Here is a 21,844-nt window from a genome sequence, read left to right on the forward strand (position 1 = left end):
GAGGTATCGCACCTTAAGGGTAGCCCGCAAGTCTTAAGCGGACCGATTGCAATTGGAGAGGATCATCGTGACCAACGTCGTCATCGCCGGGTACGCCCGCTCGCCGTTCCACCTTGCCGGCAAGGGCGATCTCGCCCGCGTCCGCCCCGACGATCTCGCCGCGCAGACGATCCGCGGTCTGCTCGACAAGACCGGCGTCGATCCTGCCGCGATCGAGGACATCATCCTCGGCTGCGCCTTCCCCGAGGGCGAGCAGGGCCTGAACGTCGCGCGGATGATCGGCCTGCTCGCCGACCTGCCGCTGTCGGTCGGCGGCATGACGGTCAACCGCTTCTGCGGCTCGTCGATGAGCGCGATCCACATCGCGGTCGGCCAGATCAACATCGGGGCTGGCGACGCGTTCATCTGCGCCGGCCTCGAATCGATGAGCCGCGTACCGATGGGCGGCTATAACCCGCTCCCCAACCCCGATCTCTTCAAGAAGAACGCCGGCGCGTATATGGGCATGGGCGAGACCGCCGAGAACGTCGCGCGCGATTACCAGATCACGCGCGCCGAGCAGGATGCGTTCGCGGTGAAGAGCCAGGACAAGGCCGCCGCCGCGCGCGCCGATGGCCGTCTCTCCGACGAGATCGTGACGATCCAGACCAAGGCGGGCCCGGTCAGCCAGGACGGCACGATCCGCGCCGGCACGACGACCGAAGCGCTCGCAGGGCTCAAGCCTGCATTCAGCGCGGACGGTTCGGTCACCGCCGGCACCTCCTCGCCGCTGACGGACGGGGCGTCGGCCGTCCTCGTCACCTCGGAAGAGTTCGCGACGAAGCACGGCCTGACCATCCTCGCGCGCATCAAGTCGGTCGCGGTCTCGGGTAACGAGCCGTCGACGATGGGCCTCGGTCCGATCTACGCCTCGCAAAAGGCGATGGAGCGCGCCGGCATCACCGTCGCCGACCTCGACGTGGTCGAAATCAACGAGGCCTTCGCCAGCCAGGCGATCGCCTGCATCCGCGACCTTGGGCTCAAGGACGAGACGATCAACCTCGATGGTGGCGCGATCGCGATCGGCCATCCGCTCGGCGCGACCGGCGCGCGGATCGTCGGCAAGGCCGCAGCCCTGCTCGCGCGCGAAGGCGGCCGCTACGCGCTCGCCACCCAGTGCATCGGCGGCGGTCAGGGCATCGCAACGGTGCTGGAGCGCGCATGATGTCGGACCAGATCAAAAAAGTCTGCGTCATCGGCGCGGGCGTGATGGGCGCGGGCATCGCCGCGCAGGTCGCCAATGCCGGCATCCCGGTGCTGCTGCTCGACATCGTCCCCCGCGAGGGTGACGATCGCGACGCGGTCGCCAAGGGCGCGGTCGCGAAGATGCTCAAGACCGACCCCGCCCCCTTCATGTCGAAGCGTGCGGCCAAGCTGGTCGAGACGGGCAATATCGACGACCATCTCGACCGCGTCGCCGAATGCGACTGGATCGTCGAGGCGATCGTCGAACGGCTCGACATCAAGCAGGCGCTCTATGCCAAGCTCGAGGCGCTGAAGCGTCCCGGTACCGCGGTCTCCTCGAACACCTCGACGATCCCGCTCGGCCATCTCGTCGACGGGCGCTCGGACCAGTTCAAGGCCGACTTCCTCATCACCCATTACTTCAACCCGCCGCGCTACATGCGGCTGGTCGAGATCGTCCGCGGCGAGCATACCGACGTCGCGGTCGCGGAGAAGGTCGAGGATTTCGTCGATCGCTTCATGGGCAAGCGCATCGTCCGCGCGAAGGACACGCCGGGCTTCATCGCCAACCGCATCGGCACCTACTGGCTGGCGATCGCGATCAACGCGGCGATGGATCAGGGGCTGACCGTCGAGGAGGCCGACCAGATCGGCGGCCGGCCGATGGGCGTGCCCAAGACCGGGATCTTCGGGCTCGTCGATCTCGTCGGCGTCGACCTGATGCCGCTGCTGTCGAAGAGCCTTTCCTCGACGCTCCCCGCGGGCGACCCCTATTTCGACACCGTCCGCGACATGCCGCTCGTCGACAAGATGATCGCGGAGGGGTTCACCGGCCGCAAGGGCAAGGGCGGCTTCTACCGCTTCGACAAGGCGACGCGCACCAAGCTGTCGCTCGACCTCGCGACCGGCGACTATCGCCCCGAGGCGAAGCCCGCCGAGCTGCCCGGCAAGACCGGCAAGGATCTCGCCGCGCTGATCGCCGAGCCCGGCAAGATCGGCACCTATGCCTGGACGATCCTCGGCAACACGCTGTCCTACGCGGCGATGCTCGTCGGCGAGGCGGCGGACGATATCGTCGCGATCGATGACGCGATGAAGCTCGGCTACAACTGGAAATACGGGCCGTTCGAGCTGATCGACCGGATGGGGCCGGGCCTGCTCGCCCAGCGTCTCGCCGCCGAGGGCCGCGACGTGCCTGCGATCCTGACGACCGCGGGCGACCGCCCCTTCTACCGCGTCGAGAACGGCAACCGCCAGTATCTGACCACCGCGGGCGACTATGTCGACGTGCCGCGCGCCGACGGCGTCGAACTGCTCGAGGACATCAAGCTCCGGTCGCAGCCGGTCCTGACCAACGCCTCGGCGTCGCTCTGGGACGTCGGCGACGGTGTCGCCGCGCTCGAATTCCACACCAAGATGAACGCGCTCGACGATCAGGTCATCGCGCTCATCGAGGAAGCGGTCCCGGTCGTGCGCGAGCGCTTCAAGGCGCTGGTCGTCTATAACGAGGGCAGCAACTTCTCGGCGGGCGCCAATCTCGGCGCGGCGATGTTCGCGGTCGGTGCGGGCCTGTGGGACATGGTCGAGGCGAGCGTCTCGCGCGGCCAGCAGGCGTACAAGGCGCTCAAATACGCGCCCTTCCCCGTCGTCAGCGCGCCCGCCGGGCTCGCGCTCGGCGGCGGGTGCGAGATGCTGCTCCATTCGGACGCGGTCCAGGCGCATGCCGAGACCTATGCCGGCCTCGTCGAATGCGGCGTCGGTCTCGTCCCCGGCTGGGGCGGCAATGGCGAGATGCTTGATCGCTGGACGAAGTCGCGCACGCTCCCCAACGGCCCCATGCCCGCGCTGACCAAGGTGTTCCAGGCGGTCTCCACCGCGCAGGTCGCCAAGTCGGCGGCGGAGGCGAAGGAGATGATGATCCTGCGCAAGGACGACGGCATCACGATGAACCGCGATCGCCTCCTCGCCGACGCGAAGGCAAAGGCCTTGTCGCTGGTCGAGGGCTATGTCGCCCCCGAGCCGCCGACCTTCCGTCTGGCGGGTGCCAGCGGTCGTACCGGTCTGTCGATGGCGGTGTCGGACTTCCACAAGAAGGGCATGGCGACCGACTATGACGTGGTGGTCGCCGACCGTCTCGCCGAGGTGCTGACCGGCGGCGAGGCCGACCTCGTCGACACCGTCACCGAGGCGCAGCTCCTCGACCTCGAACGCGCCGCCTTCATGGCGAGCGTCAAGGACCAGCGCACCCAGGCGCGCGTCGTCCACATGCTCCAGACGGGTAAGCCACTGCGCAACTGAGACAGTTCCCCCGCGCGAGCGGGGGAACACCCGCGCATGACCAATTTTTCACCCGCCCGGATCAGTAAGAACACTTGACTATTGTTTGTACAAATCTAGGCGGGTCGATGACATGCCGTATACGGCAGCGGACTCGCGAATAGGTCGCGGTGCTCGCAAATACACTGGGTGACCGTACAGATGCGGCGGCCCGACACTAGGAGAGGATAGACGATGTCCCTGATGATGATCGCCGCGCTGCTCGCCGGCGCGCCCGCGACCGCCGACACCGTGGTCGGCCGCTGGCGGACCGAGACGCACAACGCCATCGTCGAGATCGCGCGTTGCGGCCCCTCGATCTGCGGCAAGATCCTGACCTCCGACGCGCTGCGCGCCAACCCGTCGATGAAGGACGCCAACAACAGTAACACCGCGCTGCGCAGCCGCCCGATCCAGGGCATGCAGATGCTCAGCGGCTTCAAGTCCGACAAGGACGGCGTCTGGAGCAGCGGCCAGGTCTACAATGCCGAGGACGGCAAGACCTATAGCGGCAAGATCACCCCGGTCGGCGCGAACCAGTTGAAACTGCGCGGCTGCGTCTTCTTCCCGCTCTGCAAGACCCAGACCTGGACGCGCGTCCGCTGATCCCAGGTCCCTTTCATCTCCCCAAAAGTTAGCGTTCAGGAATTTTGTAAATGTCGTTTCGTACCAAGGCCCCGTTGCTGGCCGTGACCGCGCTCGTCTCCGCTTTCGGATGCGCCAGCACCGCCTATGCCGACGCCTTCTATCTCCAGGCGCAGTCGGCGCGCGGCGCGGGCCGTGCGTTTTCGGGTGAGGCCGCCGATACCGGCGCCGCGTCGCTCTGGTGGAACCCCGCCGCGATCGCCGGCATCCGCGACGGCAGCGCGACGCTCAGCGCCAGCGCGATCATCCCGCGCGGCGACGTGATCGACACCGGCTCGCAGATCTGCCGTCCGGGCGGCCAGCCCTGCACCGCGATCAGCGGCCAGTCGAACTCGAGCGACCCGGTCAACAAGGGCGTCGTTCCCTCGGGCGCGGTCGCCTATCCGCTGACCGATCGGATCGCGGTCGGCCTCGTCGTCACCTCGCCGTTCAGCTTCACGACCAACTATGACGCCGACAGTTGGGCCCGCTACAGCGCGGACAAGACCCGCCTGCGCACGATCGACATCCAGCCCTCGATCGGCGTCGAGCTGACCGACTGGCTCCGGGTCGGCGGTGCGCTCAACGTCGAATATACCGACGCGATCCTCAGCAACGCGCTCCCCAACGTCTCCGCAGCACAGCCCGACGGCCGCCAGGAACTCAGCGGCGACGGCTGGGATCTCGGCTGGACCGCGGGCGTCCAGCTCCACAACGACTTCGCCACCGTCGGCGTCACCTACAAGTCGAGCATCCGCCACAAGCTGAAGGGCGACCTCGTCGTCACCGGCCTGCTCGGCCCGCTCGCCGGCGGCAACACCGAGGTCTCGGGCGCGACCGCGGAGTTCAACACGCCGGGCCAGGTGATCGTCGCGGGCCGCGTCCGCGCCACCGACCAGCTGACGCTCAACGCCCAGGTCATCGCGTTCAACTGGAGCAAGTTCGACACGATCGATCTCGGCGCACCGCTCAACACCGCGATCCCCGAAAACTACCGCGACAGCTGGAGCCTCGCGGGCGGCCTCGACTATGACGTCACGCCCAAACTGACGGTGCGCGGCGGTGTCCAGCGCACCAAGACGCCGACCCAGGACGGCCAGCGCGACGCGCGCGTCCCCGACGCCGATCGCTGGACCTATGCCGCCGGTGCCTCCTACCAGGTGACGCCGCGCATCGCGGTCGACGCCGCCGCGCAATATGTCGACTTCGAGAACACGACGATCGACCGCGCCACCTTGGTCGCGGGCAGCATCATCCGCACCAACGGCGCGCTCCGCGACGCCAGCGCGATCGTCACCTCGCTCGGCGCCCGCGTCTCGTTCTGACGCTAACCGCCCCTCCCCGCACGGGGAGGGGCACCCTATCCCTTCATCCGGATCGTCAGCCCGGACACCGCGAGATCGACCGTCTCGACCGCAGCCGCGACCCGCTGGTTGAGCATCCCGGCCAGATCGCGGAACCGCCGCGCCATCGCATTGTCGGGCACGATCCCCATCCCGACCTCGTTGGTGACCAGCACCAGCCGCCCCGCGACGCGACCGATCGCGTCCAGCAGCGCGGCGATCGCCGTCTCCGCATCCGCCTCCGCCAGCATCAGGTTCGACGCCCACAAGGTCAGGCAGTCGACCAGTATCACCCCGTCCGGCGCATCCGCCTCGACGATCGCCTCTGCCAGCGCGATCGGCGCCTCGACCGTCCGCCACCGTTCGTCCCGCTCGGAGCGATGCCGCGCGATCCGCTCGGTCATCTCGCCGTCGAATGCCTGCGCGGTCGCGATATAGACCAGCGCGGCCCCACCAGCCGCCTCTGCCCCCGCCTCTGCCAAAGCCTGCGCATGGCGGCTCTTGCCCGAGCGCGCACCGCCGGTGACCAGCACCGTCTTTCCAAACCCCTGCACGATCGTCTCCTCCATCGCCTCTTGCGCTATCCCCGGCGAATGGCGAAGGCCAGCAGCAACGCCGCGGCATCGCCGGCGCAGGGGACGCATGTGCACGCGCTGATGGAACATGGCGGCCGGATCGACAGCGCGCAGGCGCTGTACCCGCACGCGCCGCGTCCCTGGCTCGACCTGTCGACCGGGATCAACCCCTGCGCGTGGGAGCCCCCCGCCGATCTCGCGGTCGACCTGCGCAGCCTCCCCTCGCCCGCCGCACTCGCCACGCTCGAGGCCGTCGCCGCGCGCCATTTCGGCGCCGACCCCGCGCGCGTCGTCGCACTGCCCGGCACCGAGATCGGCCTGCGCCTACTCGACGATCTCGGCCTGCCCGCCCCCGCCCGCCATGTCGGCCCCAGCTACGCGACGCATACCGCAGTCTTCCCCGCGCGTATCTCGATCGACAGCCTGACCGACGAAGCGGCACACGGCGGCACCATCCTGCTCGCCAACCCGAACAACCCCGACGGCCGTCTGGTAAGTCCGGACGCGCTCAGGCCCGTGATCAACCGTCTTCGCGAGAATGCAGGCTGGCTGGTCGTCGACGAGGCTTTCGCCGACACGCTACCCGACGCCGGCCTGGCCTCGCAGCTTTCCGCAGAAGATCCCGTTATCCTGTTCCGATCATTCGGAAAGTTCTTCGGACTCGCGGGCGTCAGGCTCGGCTTCATGATCGCACCGCCCGGCATCGTCGCGCAGGTCCGCGACCGTCTGGGCAGCTGGCCGATCTCCGCCACCGCACTCGCGATCGGCACCGCCGCCTATGCCGACCGCGACTGGATCGAGACCTCGCGCACACAGCTCGTCACCCGCGCAGCCGCGCTCGACGCGGTGCTTCTCCGCCACGGACTCACCACAACGGGCGCCTGCCCGCTCTTCCGCCTCATCGCAACAGACGACGCCAAGTCGCTGTTCGAGCGTCTTAATATGGCGGGCATCCTGACGCGTCCCTTCACCTATGACCCCCGCTGGCTCCGTCTCGGTGTCCCCGCCGACGCGACTGCACTGGCGCGTCTCGACGCGGGGCTCGCGCATGGCTGACCCCGTCGCGCTCATCGCCCTCGCGCTCGACGCCGCCTTCGGCTGGCCGGAACGGCTCTACCGTCGGATCGGTCATCCCGTAGGCGCGATCGCCGCGATCATCGGCAGCCTCGAAAAGACACTCAACCGTCCGTCATGGCCGGACGCGACGCGCCGCATCGCCGGGGTCGCGACGCTCGCGATCACGCTCGCGGTGACGGGCGGGATCGCCTGGGGCGCGACCTGGCTACTCGCGACCTATCTCGGCGGCTATGCCTGGCTCGGCATCGGCCTCCTTGCCGCCCCGGGCCTCGCGCAGCGCAGCCTCAACGATCACGTCGCCCCGATCGCCGCCGCGCTGGGCAAGGGTGACGTGCAGGGCGCGCGGATCGCGGTCGGCCGGATCGTCGGTCGCGACACCGACCGGCTCGACTCCGCCGGCATCGCCCGCGCCGGGATCGAGAGCCTCGCCGAAAGCTTCTGCGACGGCATCGTCGCGCCGCTCTTCTGGCTGCTTATCGGCGGGCTCCCCGGGCTGTGGATCTACAAGGCGATCAACACTGCCGACAGCCTGATCGGCCACCGCGAGCCACGCTGGCGCGCGTTCGGCTGGGCGTCCGCACGGATCGACGACCTCGCCAACTGGATCCCCGCGCGGATCAGCGGCGCCCTGCTGTGCCTCGCCGGTCCCGGCGGCTGGCGCGTGATGCGGCGCGACGCGCGCAAACACGCCTCGCCCAATGCCGGCTGGCCCGAAGCGGCGATGGCGGGCGTGCTCGACCTCCGCCTCGCCGGCCCGGTCAGCTATGACGGCGTCACCCAGCTGAAGCCCTGGATCGGCGGCGGTCGCCCCGCCGCCACTGCCGCCGACATCGCCCGCGCGCTTCAGGTCTATCGCCGCGCCTGCCTGCTGCTCTGGATCGTCACGGGGGCGCTGCTGTGGGTGCGGTGATGCTCCAGGGCACCGGCTCGGATGTCGGCAAGTCGGTGCTCGTCGCCGGCCTATGTCGCGCGCTCGCCAATCGCGGGCTCTCCGTCCGGCCCTTCAAGCCGCAGAACATGTCGAACAACGCCGCCGTCACCGCCGATGGCGGCGAGATCGGCCGCGCCCAGGCGACCCAGGCGATCGCCGCGCGCACCGCTGCGACCACCGACATGAACCCCGTCCTGCTCAAACCCCAGGGCGACCGCAGTTCGCAGCTCGTCGTCCACGGCAAGGTCCGCGGCATCCTCCGCGCAAGCCGCTGGCGTGAGGGGCGCGCGGGGCTGATGGACGACGTGCTTGCCAGCTATCACAGGCTCCAAGCGCAGGCGGACATCGTCGTCGTCGAGGGCGCGGGCAGCCCCGCCGAGATCAATCTGCGCGCCGCCGACATCGCAAATATGGGCTTTGCGCGCGCCGCCGGCGTCCCCGTCATCCTGATCGGCGATATCGACCGGGGCGGCGTCATCGCCTCGCTCGTCGGCACGCGCGCGGTGATCGACCCCGCCGACGCCGCGATGATCCACGGCTTCCTCGTCAACAAGTTTCGCGGCGACCCCGCGCTGTTCGACGACGGCTATCGCGCGATCGAGGCGCGGTCGGGCTGGCGCGGCTATGGCGTCATTCCCTGGCTGCCCGAGGCCGCCCGCCTGCCGAGCGAGGACGCGGTCATCCTCGAACGCGGGACCGGTCACGACCGGCAGGACGGCCAGGTCGTCATCGCCTGTCCGATCACCCCGCGCATCGCCAATTTCGACGATCTCGATCCGCTGCGGCTCGACCCCGGCGTCACGTTGGTCATGGTCGCGCCCGGCGAACCGATCCCCGACGCCGACATGATCATCCTCGCCGGCTCCAAGGCGACGATCCCCGACCTCGCCTTTCTCCGCGCGCAGGGCTGGGACATCGACATCCACGCGCATCGCCGTCGCGGCCGCCCGGTGCTCGGGCTGTGCGGCGGCTATCAGATGCTCGGCCGCAGCATCGCCGATCCGGACGGGCTGGAGGGTCCCGCCGGTATCGCCCCCGGGCTCGGCCTGCTCGACGTGGCGACGATCCTGTCCCCCGCCAAGACGCTCGAGCGCGTCGCCGGCACCGCGATCGGCGCACGGTTCGACGGCTATGAAATCCATATCGGCGAAACCACCGGCCCCGACACCGCGCGCGCGCTCACGACCCGCGACGATGGCCGCCGCGACGGCGCGGTCAGTCCCGACGGGCTCGTCTCTGGCAGCTATGTCCACGGCCTGCTCGGCCTCGCGGATCAGCGCCGCGCCTGGCTCGGCCGGCTCGGGGTCGACGCGGTCGGGCCCGACCATGGCGCGTCGATCGACGCCGCGCTCGATGCGATTGCGGAAACGCTCGAACGTCATCTTGATATCGACGCGCTGATCGCAGTGTCGAAGCTCGCGGGGTCAGACGCGGCCGGCAATGGCAATCGCGACTAGCATCCCGGTCTCGACGAATTCGATCCCCGCGCCGTGGCAATCCCCCGATACGCCGCCGACCCGCCGGACCAGCCACCAGCCGAATACCGCGATCAGTGCAGGGGCCCCTGCAACGGCATGCACAGGCACCCCTAAACACCCTGTTACGCACCCCCAAAAGACCAGATCGTGCACCCTGATCTTCCCTGCCACCATCCCTCCCAGCCCGCCCTCGCGGAGCAGCGGCACCCACCGCGCCCAGCATAACGGGCCGATCCGCGCGAGCATCGGGACGAGGATCACGACCGCCCATCCCTGACTCGAAACTGCATGCAATAATACAAGCTTTGCAATGAGTTGCAGCGTGGTCATCACAACGCCGAAGCTACCGATATGCGGATCCGCCATCACCGTTAGCAGCCTGTCGCGATTGCCGTGCGCGGCACCCAGCCCGTCCGCCAGATCTGCCAGCCCATCCAGGTGCAAAGCGCCTGTAATCGCTACCCAAATTACCAGCGCAGCGAGCGCGCCGGTCCACGGATCGACCAGCGCGCCGACCCACCCCGCCGCCGCCACGACCACCCCGATGCACGCCCCGACGACCGGATACCACCGGATCGCGGATGCAAAATCCTCAGCGTCTGCAGCAACTTGCGGCATCGGCACGCGCGTCAGGAAGCCGAATGCGACGATCAGCCGCTTCAAGAAACCGGATCCGTCTGCAGCCCCACGATCTGCGCCGTCCGGTCCGGCCAGATCCGTAGCGTAATCAACGCCGCATAGGGCAAATCGAATGCCCAGAGCTCCCGCAACCCGAACCCGCACAGTGATTTCAGTGCCGCACGGATCGCCCCGCCATGTGTCACGATCAATGAGGTTTCGGGGGTAAGGTCTTCTATCGCATCGGTAGTTCTTGCGACAAGATCGCTCCACCGTTCCCCACCCGGTGGCGGTGCGCCATCCGGATCGTCCCAGAACCGCTGCAACGCCGCAGAGTCGATCTCCGCCGCAGCCAGCCCGTCCCAATCCCCAAAATCCAGCTCCCGCCACCGCGCATCGGTCGTCGGAGCGAGCCCCCGCTCCCGCCCGATCGCATCCGCAATAGCCTGCGATCGCATGAGATCAGAAGAGACTAGCGTGTTGAAATGCAGTGACTTTGCCCTCGCCAAACAGGCCGCCATCCCCTCCGCCGTGACCGGACTATCGGTCCGCCCCAGCATCCGCCCGGTCAGTTCAGGCGCACCATGCCGCAACAGGTGGAGCAGGAACGCCCCACTCACGCCACCGACACCCCCGCCTCGGCAAACGTCGCCATCCCATCATGCGCCGCCAACGCCGACCGGATCACTCCCACCGCAACCGCCGCCCCGCTTCCCTCCCCCAGCCGCATCCCAAGTCTCAGTAAAGGCTCGAGTTTCAGCGCTTGAAGCAATCGCTCATGCCCCGGCTCGGCCGAACAATGCCCGGCAATGCAGTGCGCTGTAATGCCAGGATACGCCGCCGCGATCGGTGCGATCGCCGCCGACGAAATATATCCGTCGAGCACCACCGGCACCCCGGCCAGCCGCGCCGCCACCACCGCGCCAGCGATCGCGACGATTTCACGCCCCCCCACCCGCCGCAATGTCTCGAAAGGCGTACGCGGGGAATCAGCATGACGCACAATCCCCGCCTCGACGACCGCAATTTTCCGCGCGATTCCCGCCACATCAACCCCCGTCCCCGGCCCAACCCAGTCCGCGGCGGTTCCGCCGTAACTACGCAGACACAGTGCTGCGGCCGACGTAGAATTCCCGATCCCCATCTCACCCACGACGAGTATGTCGAGTCCCGGCACGACGACGTCGGCACCGATGTTGAGTGCGGCGAGACACGCGGCTTCGTCCATCGCCGGCCCCGTCGTGAAATCCGCCGTGGGGGTTTCCAGATCGATGTCAGCGATGACGAGTTCGAGCCCGACGGCATCCGCCAGCGCATTGATCGCCGCGCCCGCGTGGCGGAAATTCTCGACCATCTGTGCGGTTACGGAAATCGGGAAGGCGCTGACCCCGTGCACCGCAACGCCGTGATTTCCGGCGAAAATCGCCGCTCGCGCACGCTCGAACCGCGGCCGCTCGCGCCCCTGCCAGCCCGCCATGAAGACCGCGAGGTCTTCAAGTCGGCCGAGCGATCCTGGCGGCTTGGTCAATTGCCCCTGCCGCAGCGATGCCGCAGCCCGCGCGGCTTCGTCTGCCTCAGGAAGGGCCTCCAGCGCCGCGTCGAACGCTGCGACCGTGGGGAACAGCGTCACTGCGCGACATAGCCCGCGGGGGGCGTCCGGGTGATGAAATGCCCCTTGATCCCCGCAGGCCACTGCCGAAACGGCACCTGCCCCTCCGCACTCTCCGCATGCAGCACGGCATAATCGAGGATCGCGCGCGCAGCCTCCTCATCCGGGGTAAAGCGCCCCAGAACATAGCCGATCTTCGCGGGCCCGCGGACATGGATGGTGCAGAAATCCTGACAGGCGAACAGGCACGGCATCGCCTGGACCGCAATCCCGGCATAGCGCGGATCACTCGCCTGGACCGTCTGCAACGCCGCGACGAGTCTCGCACCGCCGCGCATGCCCTCGGCATCGTCCTTCGCATCGGTGGACGCGCGGCAGGTGCTGCAGGCGACGACGGCCGCACCGTCTTCGGCGGGAACCAGTAGATTCGGCATTGAAACCCCATGACATACGCGCCCGCGGCACAGGCCGCAGGCTGGTTATGTCGTCGCGCGGGTTTACCCCCGTCCGCTCGGCGCACCCTGGCCGGACGAAAGACGACTGCGACAGGCAGGTCTCCTGGCTCACGGGTCACAGCCCTTCGCGCCGCCTTCTCGGGACCGGGATCCCAATGGCATGATGGCACGATGGCTCGCCGCTTACAGTTGCAGGGGCAGCCGGGGTTCTCCCGTTCCCTTTTCATCCCCGTCGCCGGGGAACCTGTCGCGGTCGGAGGGATAGGCCGGGCGAGCGGCCCGGGTCAATCGCCCTGCGCGCTGTCACGCGTCAGCGGTACCACGACCGGTACGCCCTCGATCGATCCGAACCACGCCCTAACGCCATAGGTCTCACGCAGTCGAGCCGGCGTCAGCACTGCCGAAGGCGCGCCGTCGGCGACGAGCCGGCCCGCGTCTAGCACGAGGATGCGATCGCAATAGCGTGCGGCCAGCCCCAGATCATGCAGTACGGCGATCACCAGGACGCCGCGCGCGGCCTGCGCCCGCAGGATCTCCATGACTGCGATCTGATGCGCGGGATCGAGCGACGCGAGCGGCTCGTCGACGATCAGCGCCGGCGCCTCCACCGCGAGCGCCCGTGCCAGCAGGACCCGAGCCCGCTCGCCCCCCGAAATCTCGGTCGCGACACGCGCCGCAAGCGTGGTCACGTCCGCCGCCGCCATCGCACGGGCAATCGCATCACGATCCTGCTGAGAAATGCGCGACAACGGTGCGAGATGGGGCAACCGGCCCAACGCGACGAGACGCTCGACGCTCAGCGGCCAATGAAGACTTTGACCCTGCGGCAGATACGCGACCGTCTGCGCAATCTCACGTCGCGAGCGTTCCGCCAGCGGAACGCCGTCGAGCAGGATCGCCCCCGTAGCGGGAACCAGCCCGAGCAACGCCTGGACCAGCGTCGATTTGCCCGCCCCATTGGGGCCGACGATCCCGATGAGCGCGCCGCCTTCTGCCGCGAAGGTGACGTCGTCGACCACGACCCGCCCTGCGCGGGAGACGCTTAGGCAGTTCGCGGCGAGGGTTACCACAGCCGGCGCTCGCGCATGAGGTGAACCAGGAACACCGGCACGCCGAGAAACGCGGTGACGACCCCGAGCTTAAGTTCGTTCGACGTCGGGATCACCCGGACCAGCACGTCGGCAAAGGTAAGCAATGCGGCCCCGCCCAGTGCGGAGGGGAGCAGGATCGCCGATGGCGAACGATCGGTCATCGGCCGGACGAGATGCGGGACGATCAGGCCGATGAACCCGATCGCGCCCGATACCGCGACCGCCCCGCCGACCCCGATCGCCACCCCGACCAGCATCCGCATGCGCGTCCGGCCCAGATCGACGCCGAGCGCACGTGCGCCATCCTCGCCGAGCGTCAGCGCGTCGAGCGCATGGCCGTCCGAGGCGACCAGCACCGTGCCGATTGCGATACAGGGCAGCGCCAGCGTGACATGGCTGAACGACCGGTCTTCGAGCGACCCGAGCAACCAGGTCATGATCTCCATCGCCGCAAACGGGTTCGGGGACAGGTTGAGCGCAAGACTGACCCCCGCGACGGCCAGCGTTCCAACCGCGATCCCCGCGAGGATCAGGGACAAGGCGCTTTGCGACCCGGCCGCCAGCACGAACAGCAACCCCAGCGCCGCGAACGCCCCGGCGATCGCCACGATCGGCAGCATCGCCGGATGAAGCTCCGCCAGCCCGAAATACAGCGCGATCACCGCGCCCAGCGATGCCCCGTTCGACGCGCCCAGCACCGATGGCTCGGCCAGCGGGTTGCGCAGGAACCCCTGCAGTGCTGCACCGGAAAGCCCCAGCATCGCGCCGACCGCGAGCCCGAGGATCGCGCGCGGCAGACGGAGTTCGAACAGGATCGCGCGTTCGATCGGATCGCCCTGCCCGCTGAGCGCCCGCACGACATGCACGAGCGGGATCGCCGCACTCCCCACCGCGACCGACGCAGCGCCGGCCAACAGCGCAAGCAGCGCGAGGCCACCGACCAATCGCGCACGCGTCACGCGTTCCATAGTGCCAGATCCCACCGCATCGATTTCCGCCTAGCGCATAAGCGGCCGCTGCGGCAGGGTTTTGCGCATGCGCGGCCGCCATCTCCTGACCATCCTAATCGTCGCTGCCGTTGGCGCAACTACGGCGGCGGCGGCGCCTCGACCGCCGCGGCGTATCGTCTCGCTCAACCTATGCGCTGACCAGTATCTTCTGGCGCTCGCCGACCCCGCGCAGATCGTCGCGCTCACCCGGTTCGCGCGTGATCCGAACATGTCCGCTGCCGCCAACGCCGCACGTACCATGCCAGTCAGCCGCGGCAGCGCAGAAGACGTGCTGATGCTGCACCCCGATTTGGTGATCGCCTCGCCGTTCCGACGCCAGACGGTCACGGCCATTCTCGCCGGCCGGAACGTCGCGACGCTCGATCTGCCCCCCGCGGACAGCTATGCCGCGATCGTGTTGCAAGTCCGTCAGGTCGCCGCGGCCATCGGCCACCGCGATCGCGGCGAAACGCTGATCCGCCGGATGGACGCCGCGCTCGCACGATTGCCGCGCGCGCCGGGAGGTGGTCGCACGGCGGCCTATTATCAGCGTCGGGGTTTCCTGACCGGTACCGGCACGCTCGTCGACGAACTGATGCAGCGTCTCGGGCTTGCCAATCTCGCGACCCGGCTCGGCAAACCGGCGCTATCGCAGCTCTCGCTCGAACAGATGGCGCTGGCACGCCCGGACTATCTCATCGTCGAGAGCGCCACCGACCGCGTGACCGATCAGGGCACCGAAATGCTGCATCATCCGATTCTCGACGGGATTCCCCGTCTGCGCATCCCCGAGGCGTGGACCGTCTGCGGAGGTCCCGCCTATGTGCTGGCCGCGCAAAGCCTCGCGGCGCAGTTGCGCACGCCCCGTCCGGCTGGTCCTCGCCGCGGCCGTTAGAACTCGACGCCGGCCTGGGCCTTGACCCCGCCCCGGAACGGATGCTTGACCTGCCCCATCTCGGTGACGAGATCCGCCGCGGCAACCAAAGCATCGGGCGCGTTGCGCCCCGTCGCCACGACATGCGTCATCGCCGGTCGCGCGGCGAATCCCGCAAGTACCTCACCGAGTGGCAGATAGTCGTAGCGCAGGACGATGTTGATCTCGTCGGCGACGACCATCGCATAGCTGGGGTCGGCGATCATCCGGCGGACCTCGTCCCACCCTTCGCGCGCCACCGCGATATCGCGGGCCCGATCCTGCGTATCCCAGGTAAAGCCCTCGCCCATCGGCTTGAATTCGACCAGATCGGGAAAGGCGTCGAAGATGACCTTCTCGCCGGTCGTCATCGCACCCTTGACGAACTGTACGATCCCGACCTTTCGCCCATGCCCCATCATCCGCACCGCCATGCCGAGCGCCGCGGTGGTCTTGCCCTTGCCCGGTCCGGTGTGGACCATAAGCAGGCCCTTTTCGATCGTCTTGGCCGCGACGATCTTGTCCTGGACGACCTTCTTCTTGGCCATCCGCGCCGTGTGCTCCGCCTCGCTCCGCATCAGAATGCTGCCTTCACGCCGGCATAGGCACCGCGCCCCTGACCGACATAGCTGAACACCTCCTCGTACCGCTCGTCGAAGAGGTTTTCGACCCGACCGAAGACCGATAGCCGGGACGTCAGCTTGTACGCCGCGTTCAGGTTGACGAGGACATATTCCTGGAGCGAGACGCGGACAGGGACATAGCTCGGATCGGTATAGGCATCGTCCTGCTGCCGGCCATTATACCGGACGGTGAGCGTTGCCGAGGCGCGCTCGTCGCGACTGAACGCAGTCATGTTGATGCTGCCGATATGGCTGGGGCGCCGGATCTCCACGCCCCCGTCCTCGCGCGCCTTCAGATAGGTATAGGCGAGGTCGAAGCGCAACTGCGCAATCGGCTGCGCTGTGGCAAACACCTCGACGCCGTGCTGCGTCGATCGCGTATCGCGGTTGCCGGGCGTCGCGACGAAGTCGGGGGCGGGATAGGTGGTAAAGATCTCGTTCGTCAGCCGACTGTCGAAATAGGTCGCGCCGATCGTCGCACGATCCCCCCCGAAAGCCTGTTCGACCCCGGCTTCCCACCCCTTTGACTTTTCCGGCTTGAGGTTGGGGTTGCCGATATAACGACCGTCCGAATAGCCGAAGAGATCGAAGTAGCCGGGGTTCTTCACGCCCGTCCCGTAGGCGCCGCGCACCCGCGTTCCGGTCGCAAAGCGATAGCTCGCCTGCGCGCGGTAGGTGGTGGTGTCGTCGAACCGGTTATTCTCGTCGCGCCGCACCGAACCGCCGATCGCGAGCGCGTCGTCGATCACGACGTCATACTGTCCGACGATCCCGACATTGTCGGTGTGCCGCCGCCCTGTGAAGACGAACTCCGAAGGGACCTGACTAAGCGTCTGGAATTCCTCACGCTCGACATCGACTGCGGCGGTCAGCCGATGCCGGATGCGATCGGTGCCGAACCGGAAGGCGCTTTCGAACGATCCCTTGTACCGTCGTCCCTTGTTGCCAAAGCTCAAGGCATCGTCGGCCAGCGCCCGGCGTGTCGTATCGGCAAACTGGCCGCTGAGCGCATTCGTCCAGCGGCCATCCGCCAGCGCGAGTTCGGCGCGAACCAGCCCGTAATAGGCCTCGACCGTGCTCCGCGCGCCGGGCGTATCGACGATCGTGCCGAACTGCGGGCCGCTCAACGCGGTGTCGTTGCTGTCGGCGTCGGTATAGCTGTAGCGCGCGACGCCCGTGACCTTCAGCGTGTCGATCGGCGACCAGCTGAGCTTGCCCGTCGCGCCGACGCTCTTCGCGCCGATGTCGCGCGATCCGCCCCGTGCGGTCGGCGTGCCGTCGGTGAGGTAGGTCGAGCTCGACAGCGCGTAATCCAGATTGCCCGATACGCCTGCGACCCGCGCGCCGCCCGAAAACGTGCCGAACGATCCCCCCTCGGCCCGCAGCGATACGCCCGGGGCTTCCGCGCCGCTGAGCGTGAGATACTGAATGACGCCGCCGATCGCGTCGGACCCGTACAGCGCCGATTGCTGGCCGCGCAGCACCTCGACCCGTGCCGCCTCGTCGGCAATCAGCGTGCCGAAGTCATATTCGCCCTGATAGGGATCGGACACTTCGATCCCGTCGATCAGCACGAGCACGTGATTGCCCTCCGATCCGCGGATCCGGACCTGCGTCGTCCCCCCGACCGCGCCGGTCCGGCTGACCGCCAGTCCGGGGACGTCGCGCAGCACGTCGGACACGATCCGGGTCTGCCGCTGGTCGAGCGTGGCGGCGTCGAGCACCGTCACCGACGCTCCGAGCTGATCGGCGGGAACCGCGTCCCCCGATCGCGATGCGGTGATCACCAGCTCGGCGGCGCCCGCTGCCGCCTCGCCCGTCGCCGCAGTAACCGGATCGGGCTCGGCCGCGGTCGGCGATGCAAAGGCCGTGGCGGTCGCGAGCGCCGCAAGCGAAACGAAAACTCTGGTCATGAAACGATACCCCCGGCGTCACGAGCGACCGGCCGGGGCCTGCCGTCCGATGCCACGGACAGCCGGCGCAACGCTTGGGGTGTACGCCGAACCGCACCCGCCACGCGCGCCGATGCGGCCCCCGCCGCATGGTTCGTCGCTCAGACGGAGTACCGTGCCGCGGTCATCCCCTGGACCATGGCAAGAGCGACCGAGCGCCGGCAGGTCTCCTGGCTCACGGGTCGACGCCCGGTACGCGACCTTCCCGAGCCCTGCGCTTACGCTCAGGCCTAGTGGTCGCCCCCCCATGATGAAGGGACATGCGCACCGCACTCACCGCTTACAGTTGCAGGGACAGCCGCGGCATGAGGAGGACCGCCTCCCGCACCGCATTCCCTTTGAAGCCCCGAGGGGCACCGACGCGATCTGCGACCCCGGCCTTCACCGGTTTCGCAGGGCGACGGTAGCGCAGAAAATTCCTGCCGCCAATGGGCCTAGAGTCGCGCGAGGATCGCCCGCGCCTGACGTAAGTGCGGCGCATCGATCATCCGCCCATCAAGCTGCAGCGCGCCCGCCTCGGGAGCCGCTGCAAACGCAGCGACGACGGCGTGCGCATGTGCAACGGTCGCCGCATCCGGCGTGAACGCGGCGTTGATCGTGGCGACTTGCGACGGATGAATCGCCATCATGCCGGTAAAGCCGTCACGGCTGCCGCGCGCGGCATAGGCTGCCAGCCCGTAAATGTCCGCGATTGCAGGATAGACCGTCTCGATCGCCGCGACGTCCGCCGCATGCGCGCCGAACAGCAGCAGCGATCGGACGAGCTTATAGGGTTCGGTATAGGACCCGTCGTCCTCACGACTGGTCGCCGCGCCGATCGCCGCGGGCAGGTCCTCTGCGCCCCAGGTCAGGCCACATAACCGGTCGTTGACCCGCGCATATTCGCCCAGTGTGAAGATCGCGGCGGGCACTTCGGTCGCGATTGGCAGGATCGGCGGACAGTCATCGCCATAAGCCTCGACCAGCGCGAGGACGGTCGCGGGTCCCGTCGCCTTGGGCAGCATGATCGCATCGGCGTCCCTCGCGGCAGCGAGATCGTCGTCCAGCCACCCGGAGTCGACGGGATTGATCCGCACCATCCGCACGACGTCGGTGTGGTCCTGCAACGTGGCCCGGACCGCCTCGCGGGCAACGGCCTTGCGGGACAGCGCGACCGAGTCCTCCAGATCGAGGATGATGGCATCCGCCCCGCTCGCCGCGGCCTTCGCAAAACGCTCGGGCCGGTCTGCGGGCACGAACAGCAGCGAGCGCAACCTCATGCCGGCGTCCGCAGCAGCAGTGCCGAGCGGAGGCACTGACAGACGATCTCGTCACGCTGGTTGATCAGCTGGTGCATGAATGTGACGATCCCGGCGTTCGGGCGTGACCGGCTGGGCTTAAGCTCGGCGACCTCGGTCTCGGCGCGCATCGTGTCGCCGATGAAGACGGGTTTCGGATGCACGAGCTTGTCGTAACCGAGATTGGCGACGAGCGTCCCGAGCGTCGTGTCGCTGACCGACAGGCCGACCATCAGCGCGAAGGTGAAGGTGCCGTTGACGAGGATCTGGCCGAATTCACTCGCCTTCGCCGCCTCCGCATCGAGGTGCAGCGGCTGCGGATTGTGCGTCATCGTCGAAAACAGGAGGTTGTCCGTCTCCGTGACGGTGCGGCGGATCTCATGGACGATCCGGTCGCCGACTGCCCATCGGTCGAAATAGCGGCCGGCCATCAGTCATCCTTCTCGATACGCGCGAGCACCATGCCATCGCTCACCTGCCCGCCTTCGATCGCGGTCAGTTCGGCAACCGTCCCGTCGAACGGCGCGACGAGCGAATGCTCCATCTTCATCGCCTCCAGCGTCACGAGCTTCTGCCCCTTTGCGACACGGTCCCCGGCCGCCACGTCGACCGCGATGATCCGTCCCGGCATCGGTGACAAGATAGCGCCGTCCGCTGCCGCCCCCATCGCCGCGCCAGACGCACGCCAAGGCCGCAACTGCCAGGTCTGCCCGGCATCGGAAACGAGGGTGGCATCGACCGGTGCATCGATGCCGCGACCGTCGAGATCGATCGTCACCGCGTCGTCGTCGAGCAGGAACCGCGCGGCCTTCAAAGGGGCCGCGTTGAGACGAAAACCCGCCATCGGCTCGGCGCGTACGAGCGTACGCGCGGCGTCGATCAGTGCTTCCTCGCTGGGCTGCGCCGGGGGCATCAGCGCCGCCCCCTCGCGCGCAATCAGCCCGGTATCTAGCGTTGCGGCGACGAAATCCGGGTGATCGAGTGCCTGGACGAGAAACCCCGCATTCGACCGGACCGGCCAGACGACCGCCTTGTCCAGCGCCTCCGCCAACGTCTCACGCGCGGCTTCACGCGTGTCGCCCCAGGCAATCACCTTGGCGATCATCGGGTCGTAATAGGGCGAGATGTCCGCCCCCTGTTCGACACCCGTATCGACCCGCGTCGCATCACCCAAATCGAACGCCTCGAGCCGCCCGATCGACGGCAGGAACCCCTTGGTGGGATCCTCCGCATAGAGCCGCGCCTCGATCGCCCAGCCGCGGATCGCAAGATCATGCTGCTGCAGCGGCAACGCCTCGCCGCTGGCAATCCGCAGCTGCCATTCGACCAGATCCTGTCCGGTGATTTCCTCGGTGACGGGATGCTCGACCTGCAACCGGGTGTTCATTTCCATGAACCAGATCCGATCGGCGCGCAGGCCTTCGCTCGCATCGGCGATGAACTCGATCGTACCCGCGCCAATATAGTTCACGGCCTGTGCCGCGCGCACCGCCGCCGCGCAGATCGCCGCGCGCGTCGCATCATCCATGCCGGGGGCCGGAGCCTCCTCGATCACCTTCTGATGCCGGCGCTGCAACGAACAGTCACGTTCGAACAAATGGACGACGTTGCCTTGCCGATCGCCGAACACCTGCACCTCGATATGCCGCGGCGACAGAATATATTTCTCGATCAGCACGTCGGTATTACCGAACGACGCGGAGGCTTCGCGCTGGCACGAAGCGAGCGCGTCGGCAAAGTCGGCGGACGCATCGACGCGGCGCATACCCTTGCCGCCGCCGCCCGCAACGGCCTTGATCAGGACGGGGTAGCCGATGGCATCCGCCTCGCGTTGGAGCCGATCGGGCGACTGGTCCTCCCCCAGATAGCCCGGTGTCACCGGAACGCCGGCCGCCATCATCCGCTGCTTCGCGGCATCCTTCAGCCCCATCGTGCGGATGCTGTCGGGATCGGGGCCTACCCACAGGATCCCTGCGTCGAGCACGGCCTGCGCGAAGTCCGCATTCTCGGACAGGAACCCGTACCCCGGATGAATTGCCTCAGCGCCGGTGGCGAGCGCGGCGGCGATGATCCGTTCTCCGACCAGATAGCTCTCGCGCGCCGGGCTCGCACCGATATGCACCGCCTCGTCAGCGTGCCGGACATGCAGCGCGCCCGCATCGGCATCGGAATAGACCGCGATCGTGCGGATTCCCAATGCCCGAGCTGTGCGTATAATGCGGCAGGCGATCTCGCCGCGGTTTGCGATAAGCAGTGATTCGATCATTGCGCGGGGCATCCAGTGGTCCGCTTGGACCAGGTGATGTTGAGGATCTTCCACCGGCCCGCGTCGCGCACCATGTCGAAATGGTCGGTCCCGCAATGCGCCACCCGGCCGTCGATGGTGAAGACATAGGGCGACCATACCATCGCGATATCGCCATCGATATCCACGGCGGGATCCGTCAGGCGTTCCGCATATCGCTCCGGCCCGGGCTTCAGACCGGCGGCGAAGTCGGACCAGGCGGTCCGGCGGATGATGCGCGTGCCGTCGGCCTTTTCTTCCACGGCCGTAGCCCCCCCCTCGGGGCGCACCTGTGGGAGCAGTGCCTGGCCATCGCGGGTGGCCAGCGCGGCCAACATCGCGTCGATCGGCACCATGACGCCGGCCTCCTCCGTCACCACGGCTGGCGGCAAGCCGGTGCCCTTGACGATCGGTTGGACCGGAGTGACCTGACCCGCGGCCAGCAGCAACGATAGCAGGATCATC

The 21,844-nt window shown here is 68.0% G+C and carries 21 protein-coding genes and 2 riboswitches; of the genes, 8 read left to right on the top strand and 13 right to left on the bottom strand.

Annotated elements, in window-relative coordinates; genetic code table 11:
- Positions 1-67 precede the first annotated feature (67 nt).
- The 4 genes from FHY04_RS04715 (at position 68) to FHY04_RS04730 (ending at position 5,489) form a co-directional block, all read left to right on the top strand.
- Positions 68-1,204: a thiolase family protein gene (locus FHY04_RS04715; RefSeq protein WP_031395136.1), complete on the top strand. Its 1,137-nt coding sequence runs from the start codon at positions 68-70 to the stop codon at positions 1,202-1,204.
- Complete coding sequence (locus FHY04_RS04720) at positions 1,204-3,522, top strand: 3-hydroxyacyl-CoA dehydrogenase/enoyl-CoA hydratase family protein (RefSeq protein ID WP_183935594.1); 2,319 nt, start codon at positions 1,204-1,206, stop codon at positions 3,520-3,522. The genes FHY04_RS04715 and FHY04_RS04720 overlap by 1 nt, the downstream gene beginning before the upstream one ends.
- Before the next feature lie 213 nt (positions 3,523-3,735).
- Positions 3,736-4,146, top strand: a complete 411-nt coding sequence (locus tag FHY04_RS04725; RefSeq protein ID WP_031395134.1) for a DUF2147 domain-containing protein — start codon at positions 3,736-3,738, stop codon at positions 4,144-4,146.
- A 50-nt stretch (positions 4,147-4,196) separates the two neighbouring features.
- A complete protein-coding gene (locus FHY04_RS04730) occupies positions 4,197-5,489 on the top strand; it encodes an OmpP1/FadL family transporter (protein WP_056675900.1) in 1,293 nt (430 codons plus the stop codon).
- A gap of 35 nt (positions 5,490-5,524) precedes the next feature.
- Here FHY04_RS04730 and cobU read toward each other — a convergent pair whose 3' ends face one another.
- Positions 5,525-6,076, bottom strand: a complete 552-nt coding sequence (gene cobU, locus FHY04_RS04735) for a bifunctional adenosylcobinamide kinase/adenosylcobinamide-phosphate guanylyltransferase (RefSeq protein WP_183935595.1) — start codon at positions 6,074-6,076, stop codon at positions 5,525-5,527.
- An 87-nt stretch (positions 6,077-6,163) separates the two neighbouring features.
- Here cobU and FHY04_RS04740 point away from each other — a divergent pair, with 87 nt between their 5' ends.
- From FHY04_RS04740 to FHY04_RS04750, 3 genes are read left to right on the top strand one after another with little or no spacing between them, the layout of a single operon-like run.
- The gene (locus tag FHY04_RS04740) at positions 6,164-7,138 is read left to right on the top strand and encodes a threonine-phosphate decarboxylase (RefSeq protein WP_183935840.1); all 975 of its coding nucleotides are present in this window, start codon (positions 6,164-6,166) and stop codon (positions 7,136-7,138) included.
- Positions 7,131-8,069, top strand: coding sequence for an adenosylcobinamide-phosphate synthase CbiB (gene cbiB / locus FHY04_RS04745; protein WP_183935596.1), 939 nt, complete (start codon positions 7,131-7,133; stop codon positions 8,067-8,069). Before FHY04_RS04740 ends, cbiB begins: the two co-directional genes overlap by 8 nt.
- A complete protein-coding gene (locus FHY04_RS04750) occupies positions 8,057-9,547 on the top strand; it encodes a cobyric acid synthase (protein WP_183935597.1) in 1,491 nt (496 codons plus the stop codon). The genes cbiB and FHY04_RS04750 overlap by 13 nt, the downstream gene beginning before the upstream one ends.
- On the opposite strand, the gene cobS is transcribed toward FHY04_RS04750, so the two are convergent.
- From cobS to FHY04_RS04780, 6 genes are all read right to left on the bottom strand, one after another.
- Entirely contained in the window at positions 9,515-10,231 is a 717-nt protein-coding gene (gene cobS / locus FHY04_RS04755; RefSeq protein WP_183935598.1) for an adenosylcobinamide-GDP ribazoletransferase, read from the bottom strand. The two genes, FHY04_RS04750 and cobS, sit on opposite strands and share 33 nt — an antisense overlap.
- On the bottom strand, positions 10,228-10,806 hold the full coding sequence (locus tag FHY04_RS04760; protein WP_183935599.1) for a histidine phosphatase family protein: 579 nt from the start codon (positions 10,804-10,806) through the stop codon (positions 10,228-10,230). Before FHY04_RS04760 ends, cobS begins: the two co-directional genes overlap by 4 nt.
- A complete protein-coding gene (gene cobT, locus FHY04_RS04765; RefSeq protein ID WP_183935600.1) occupies positions 10,803-11,816 on the bottom strand; it encodes a nicotinate-nucleotide--dimethylbenzimidazole phosphoribosyltransferase in 1,014 nt (337 codons plus the stop codon). The genes FHY04_RS04760 and cobT overlap by 4 nt, the downstream gene beginning before the upstream one ends.
- Positions 11,813-12,229, bottom strand: a complete 417-nt coding sequence (locus FHY04_RS04770; RefSeq protein WP_183935601.1) for a DUF1636 domain-containing protein — start codon at positions 12,227-12,229, stop codon at positions 11,813-11,815. The genes cobT and FHY04_RS04770 overlap by 4 nt, the downstream gene beginning before the upstream one ends.
- A 96-nt stretch (positions 12,230-12,325) precedes the next feature.
- Positions 12,326-12,513, bottom strand: a riboswitch (cobalamin riboswitch).
- Between the two features lie 21 nt (positions 12,514-12,534).
- Positions 12,535-13,320, bottom strand: coding sequence for an ABC transporter ATP-binding protein (locus FHY04_RS04775; RefSeq protein WP_183935602.1), 786 nt, complete (start codon positions 13,318-13,320; stop codon positions 12,535-12,537).
- Complete coding sequence (locus FHY04_RS04780) at positions 13,314-14,309, bottom strand: iron ABC transporter permease (protein ID WP_183935603.1); 996 nt, start codon at positions 14,307-14,309, stop codon at positions 13,314-13,316. Before FHY04_RS04780 ends, FHY04_RS04775 begins: the two co-directional genes overlap by 7 nt.
- A 67-nt stretch (positions 14,310-14,376) precedes the next feature.
- Between FHY04_RS04780 and FHY04_RS04785 the strand changes: the two genes are divergently transcribed.
- Positions 14,377-15,225: an ABC transporter substrate-binding protein gene (locus tag FHY04_RS04785; protein ID WP_183935604.1), complete on the top strand. Its 849-nt coding sequence runs from the start codon at positions 14,377-14,379 to the stop codon at positions 15,223-15,225.
- On the opposite strand, the gene cobO is transcribed toward FHY04_RS04785, so the two are convergent.
- The 6 genes from cobO to FHY04_RS04815 all read right to left on the bottom strand — a co-directional run bounded on the left by cobO (position 15,222) and on the right by FHY04_RS04815 (position 21,843).
- A complete protein-coding gene (cobO, locus tag FHY04_RS04790) occupies positions 15,222-15,821 on the bottom strand; it encodes a cob(I)yrinic acid a,c-diamide adenosyltransferase (RefSeq protein ID WP_221211647.1) in 600 nt (199 codons plus the stop codon). The two genes, FHY04_RS04785 and cobO, sit on opposite strands and share 4 nt — an antisense overlap.
- On the bottom strand, positions 15,821-17,779 hold the full coding sequence (locus FHY04_RS04795; RefSeq protein ID WP_183935605.1) for a TonB-dependent siderophore receptor: 1,959 nt from the start codon (positions 17,777-17,779) through the stop codon (positions 15,821-15,823). The genes cobO and FHY04_RS04795 overlap by 1 nt, the downstream gene beginning before the upstream one ends.
- A gap of 181 nt (positions 17,780-17,960) precedes the next feature.
- Positions 17,961-18,194: riboswitch (cobalamin riboswitch) on the bottom strand.
- Between the two features lie 58 nt (positions 18,195-18,252).
- Complete coding sequence (locus FHY04_RS04800) at positions 18,253-19,077, bottom strand: CoA ester lyase (RefSeq protein ID WP_183935606.1); 825 nt, start codon at positions 19,075-19,077, stop codon at positions 18,253-18,255.
- Positions 19,074-19,526 (bottom strand): MaoC family dehydratase, encoded by a 453-nt coding sequence (locus tag FHY04_RS04805; protein ID WP_183935607.1) that lies wholly within the window; start codon positions 19,524-19,526, stop codon positions 19,074-19,076. Before FHY04_RS04805 ends, FHY04_RS04800 begins: the two co-directional genes overlap by 4 nt.
- Positions 19,526-21,361 (bottom strand): biotin carboxylase N-terminal domain-containing protein, encoded by a 1,836-nt coding sequence (locus FHY04_RS04810; protein ID WP_183935608.1) that lies wholly within the window; start codon positions 21,359-21,361, stop codon positions 19,526-19,528. Before FHY04_RS04810 ends, FHY04_RS04805 begins: the two co-directional genes overlap by 1 nt.
- Positions 21,358-21,843, bottom strand: coding sequence for a hypothetical protein (locus FHY04_RS04815; protein WP_183935609.1), 486 nt, complete (start codon positions 21,841-21,843; stop codon positions 21,358-21,360). The genes FHY04_RS04810 and FHY04_RS04815 overlap by 4 nt, the downstream gene beginning before the upstream one ends.
- Position 21,844: the final 1 nt, after the last annotated feature.

The organism is Sphingomonas sp. BK481 (assembly GCF_014194875.1).
Classification (GTDB): Bacteria; Pseudomonadota; Alphaproteobacteria; order Sphingomonadales; family Sphingomonadaceae; genus Sphingomonas; species Sphingomonas aerolata.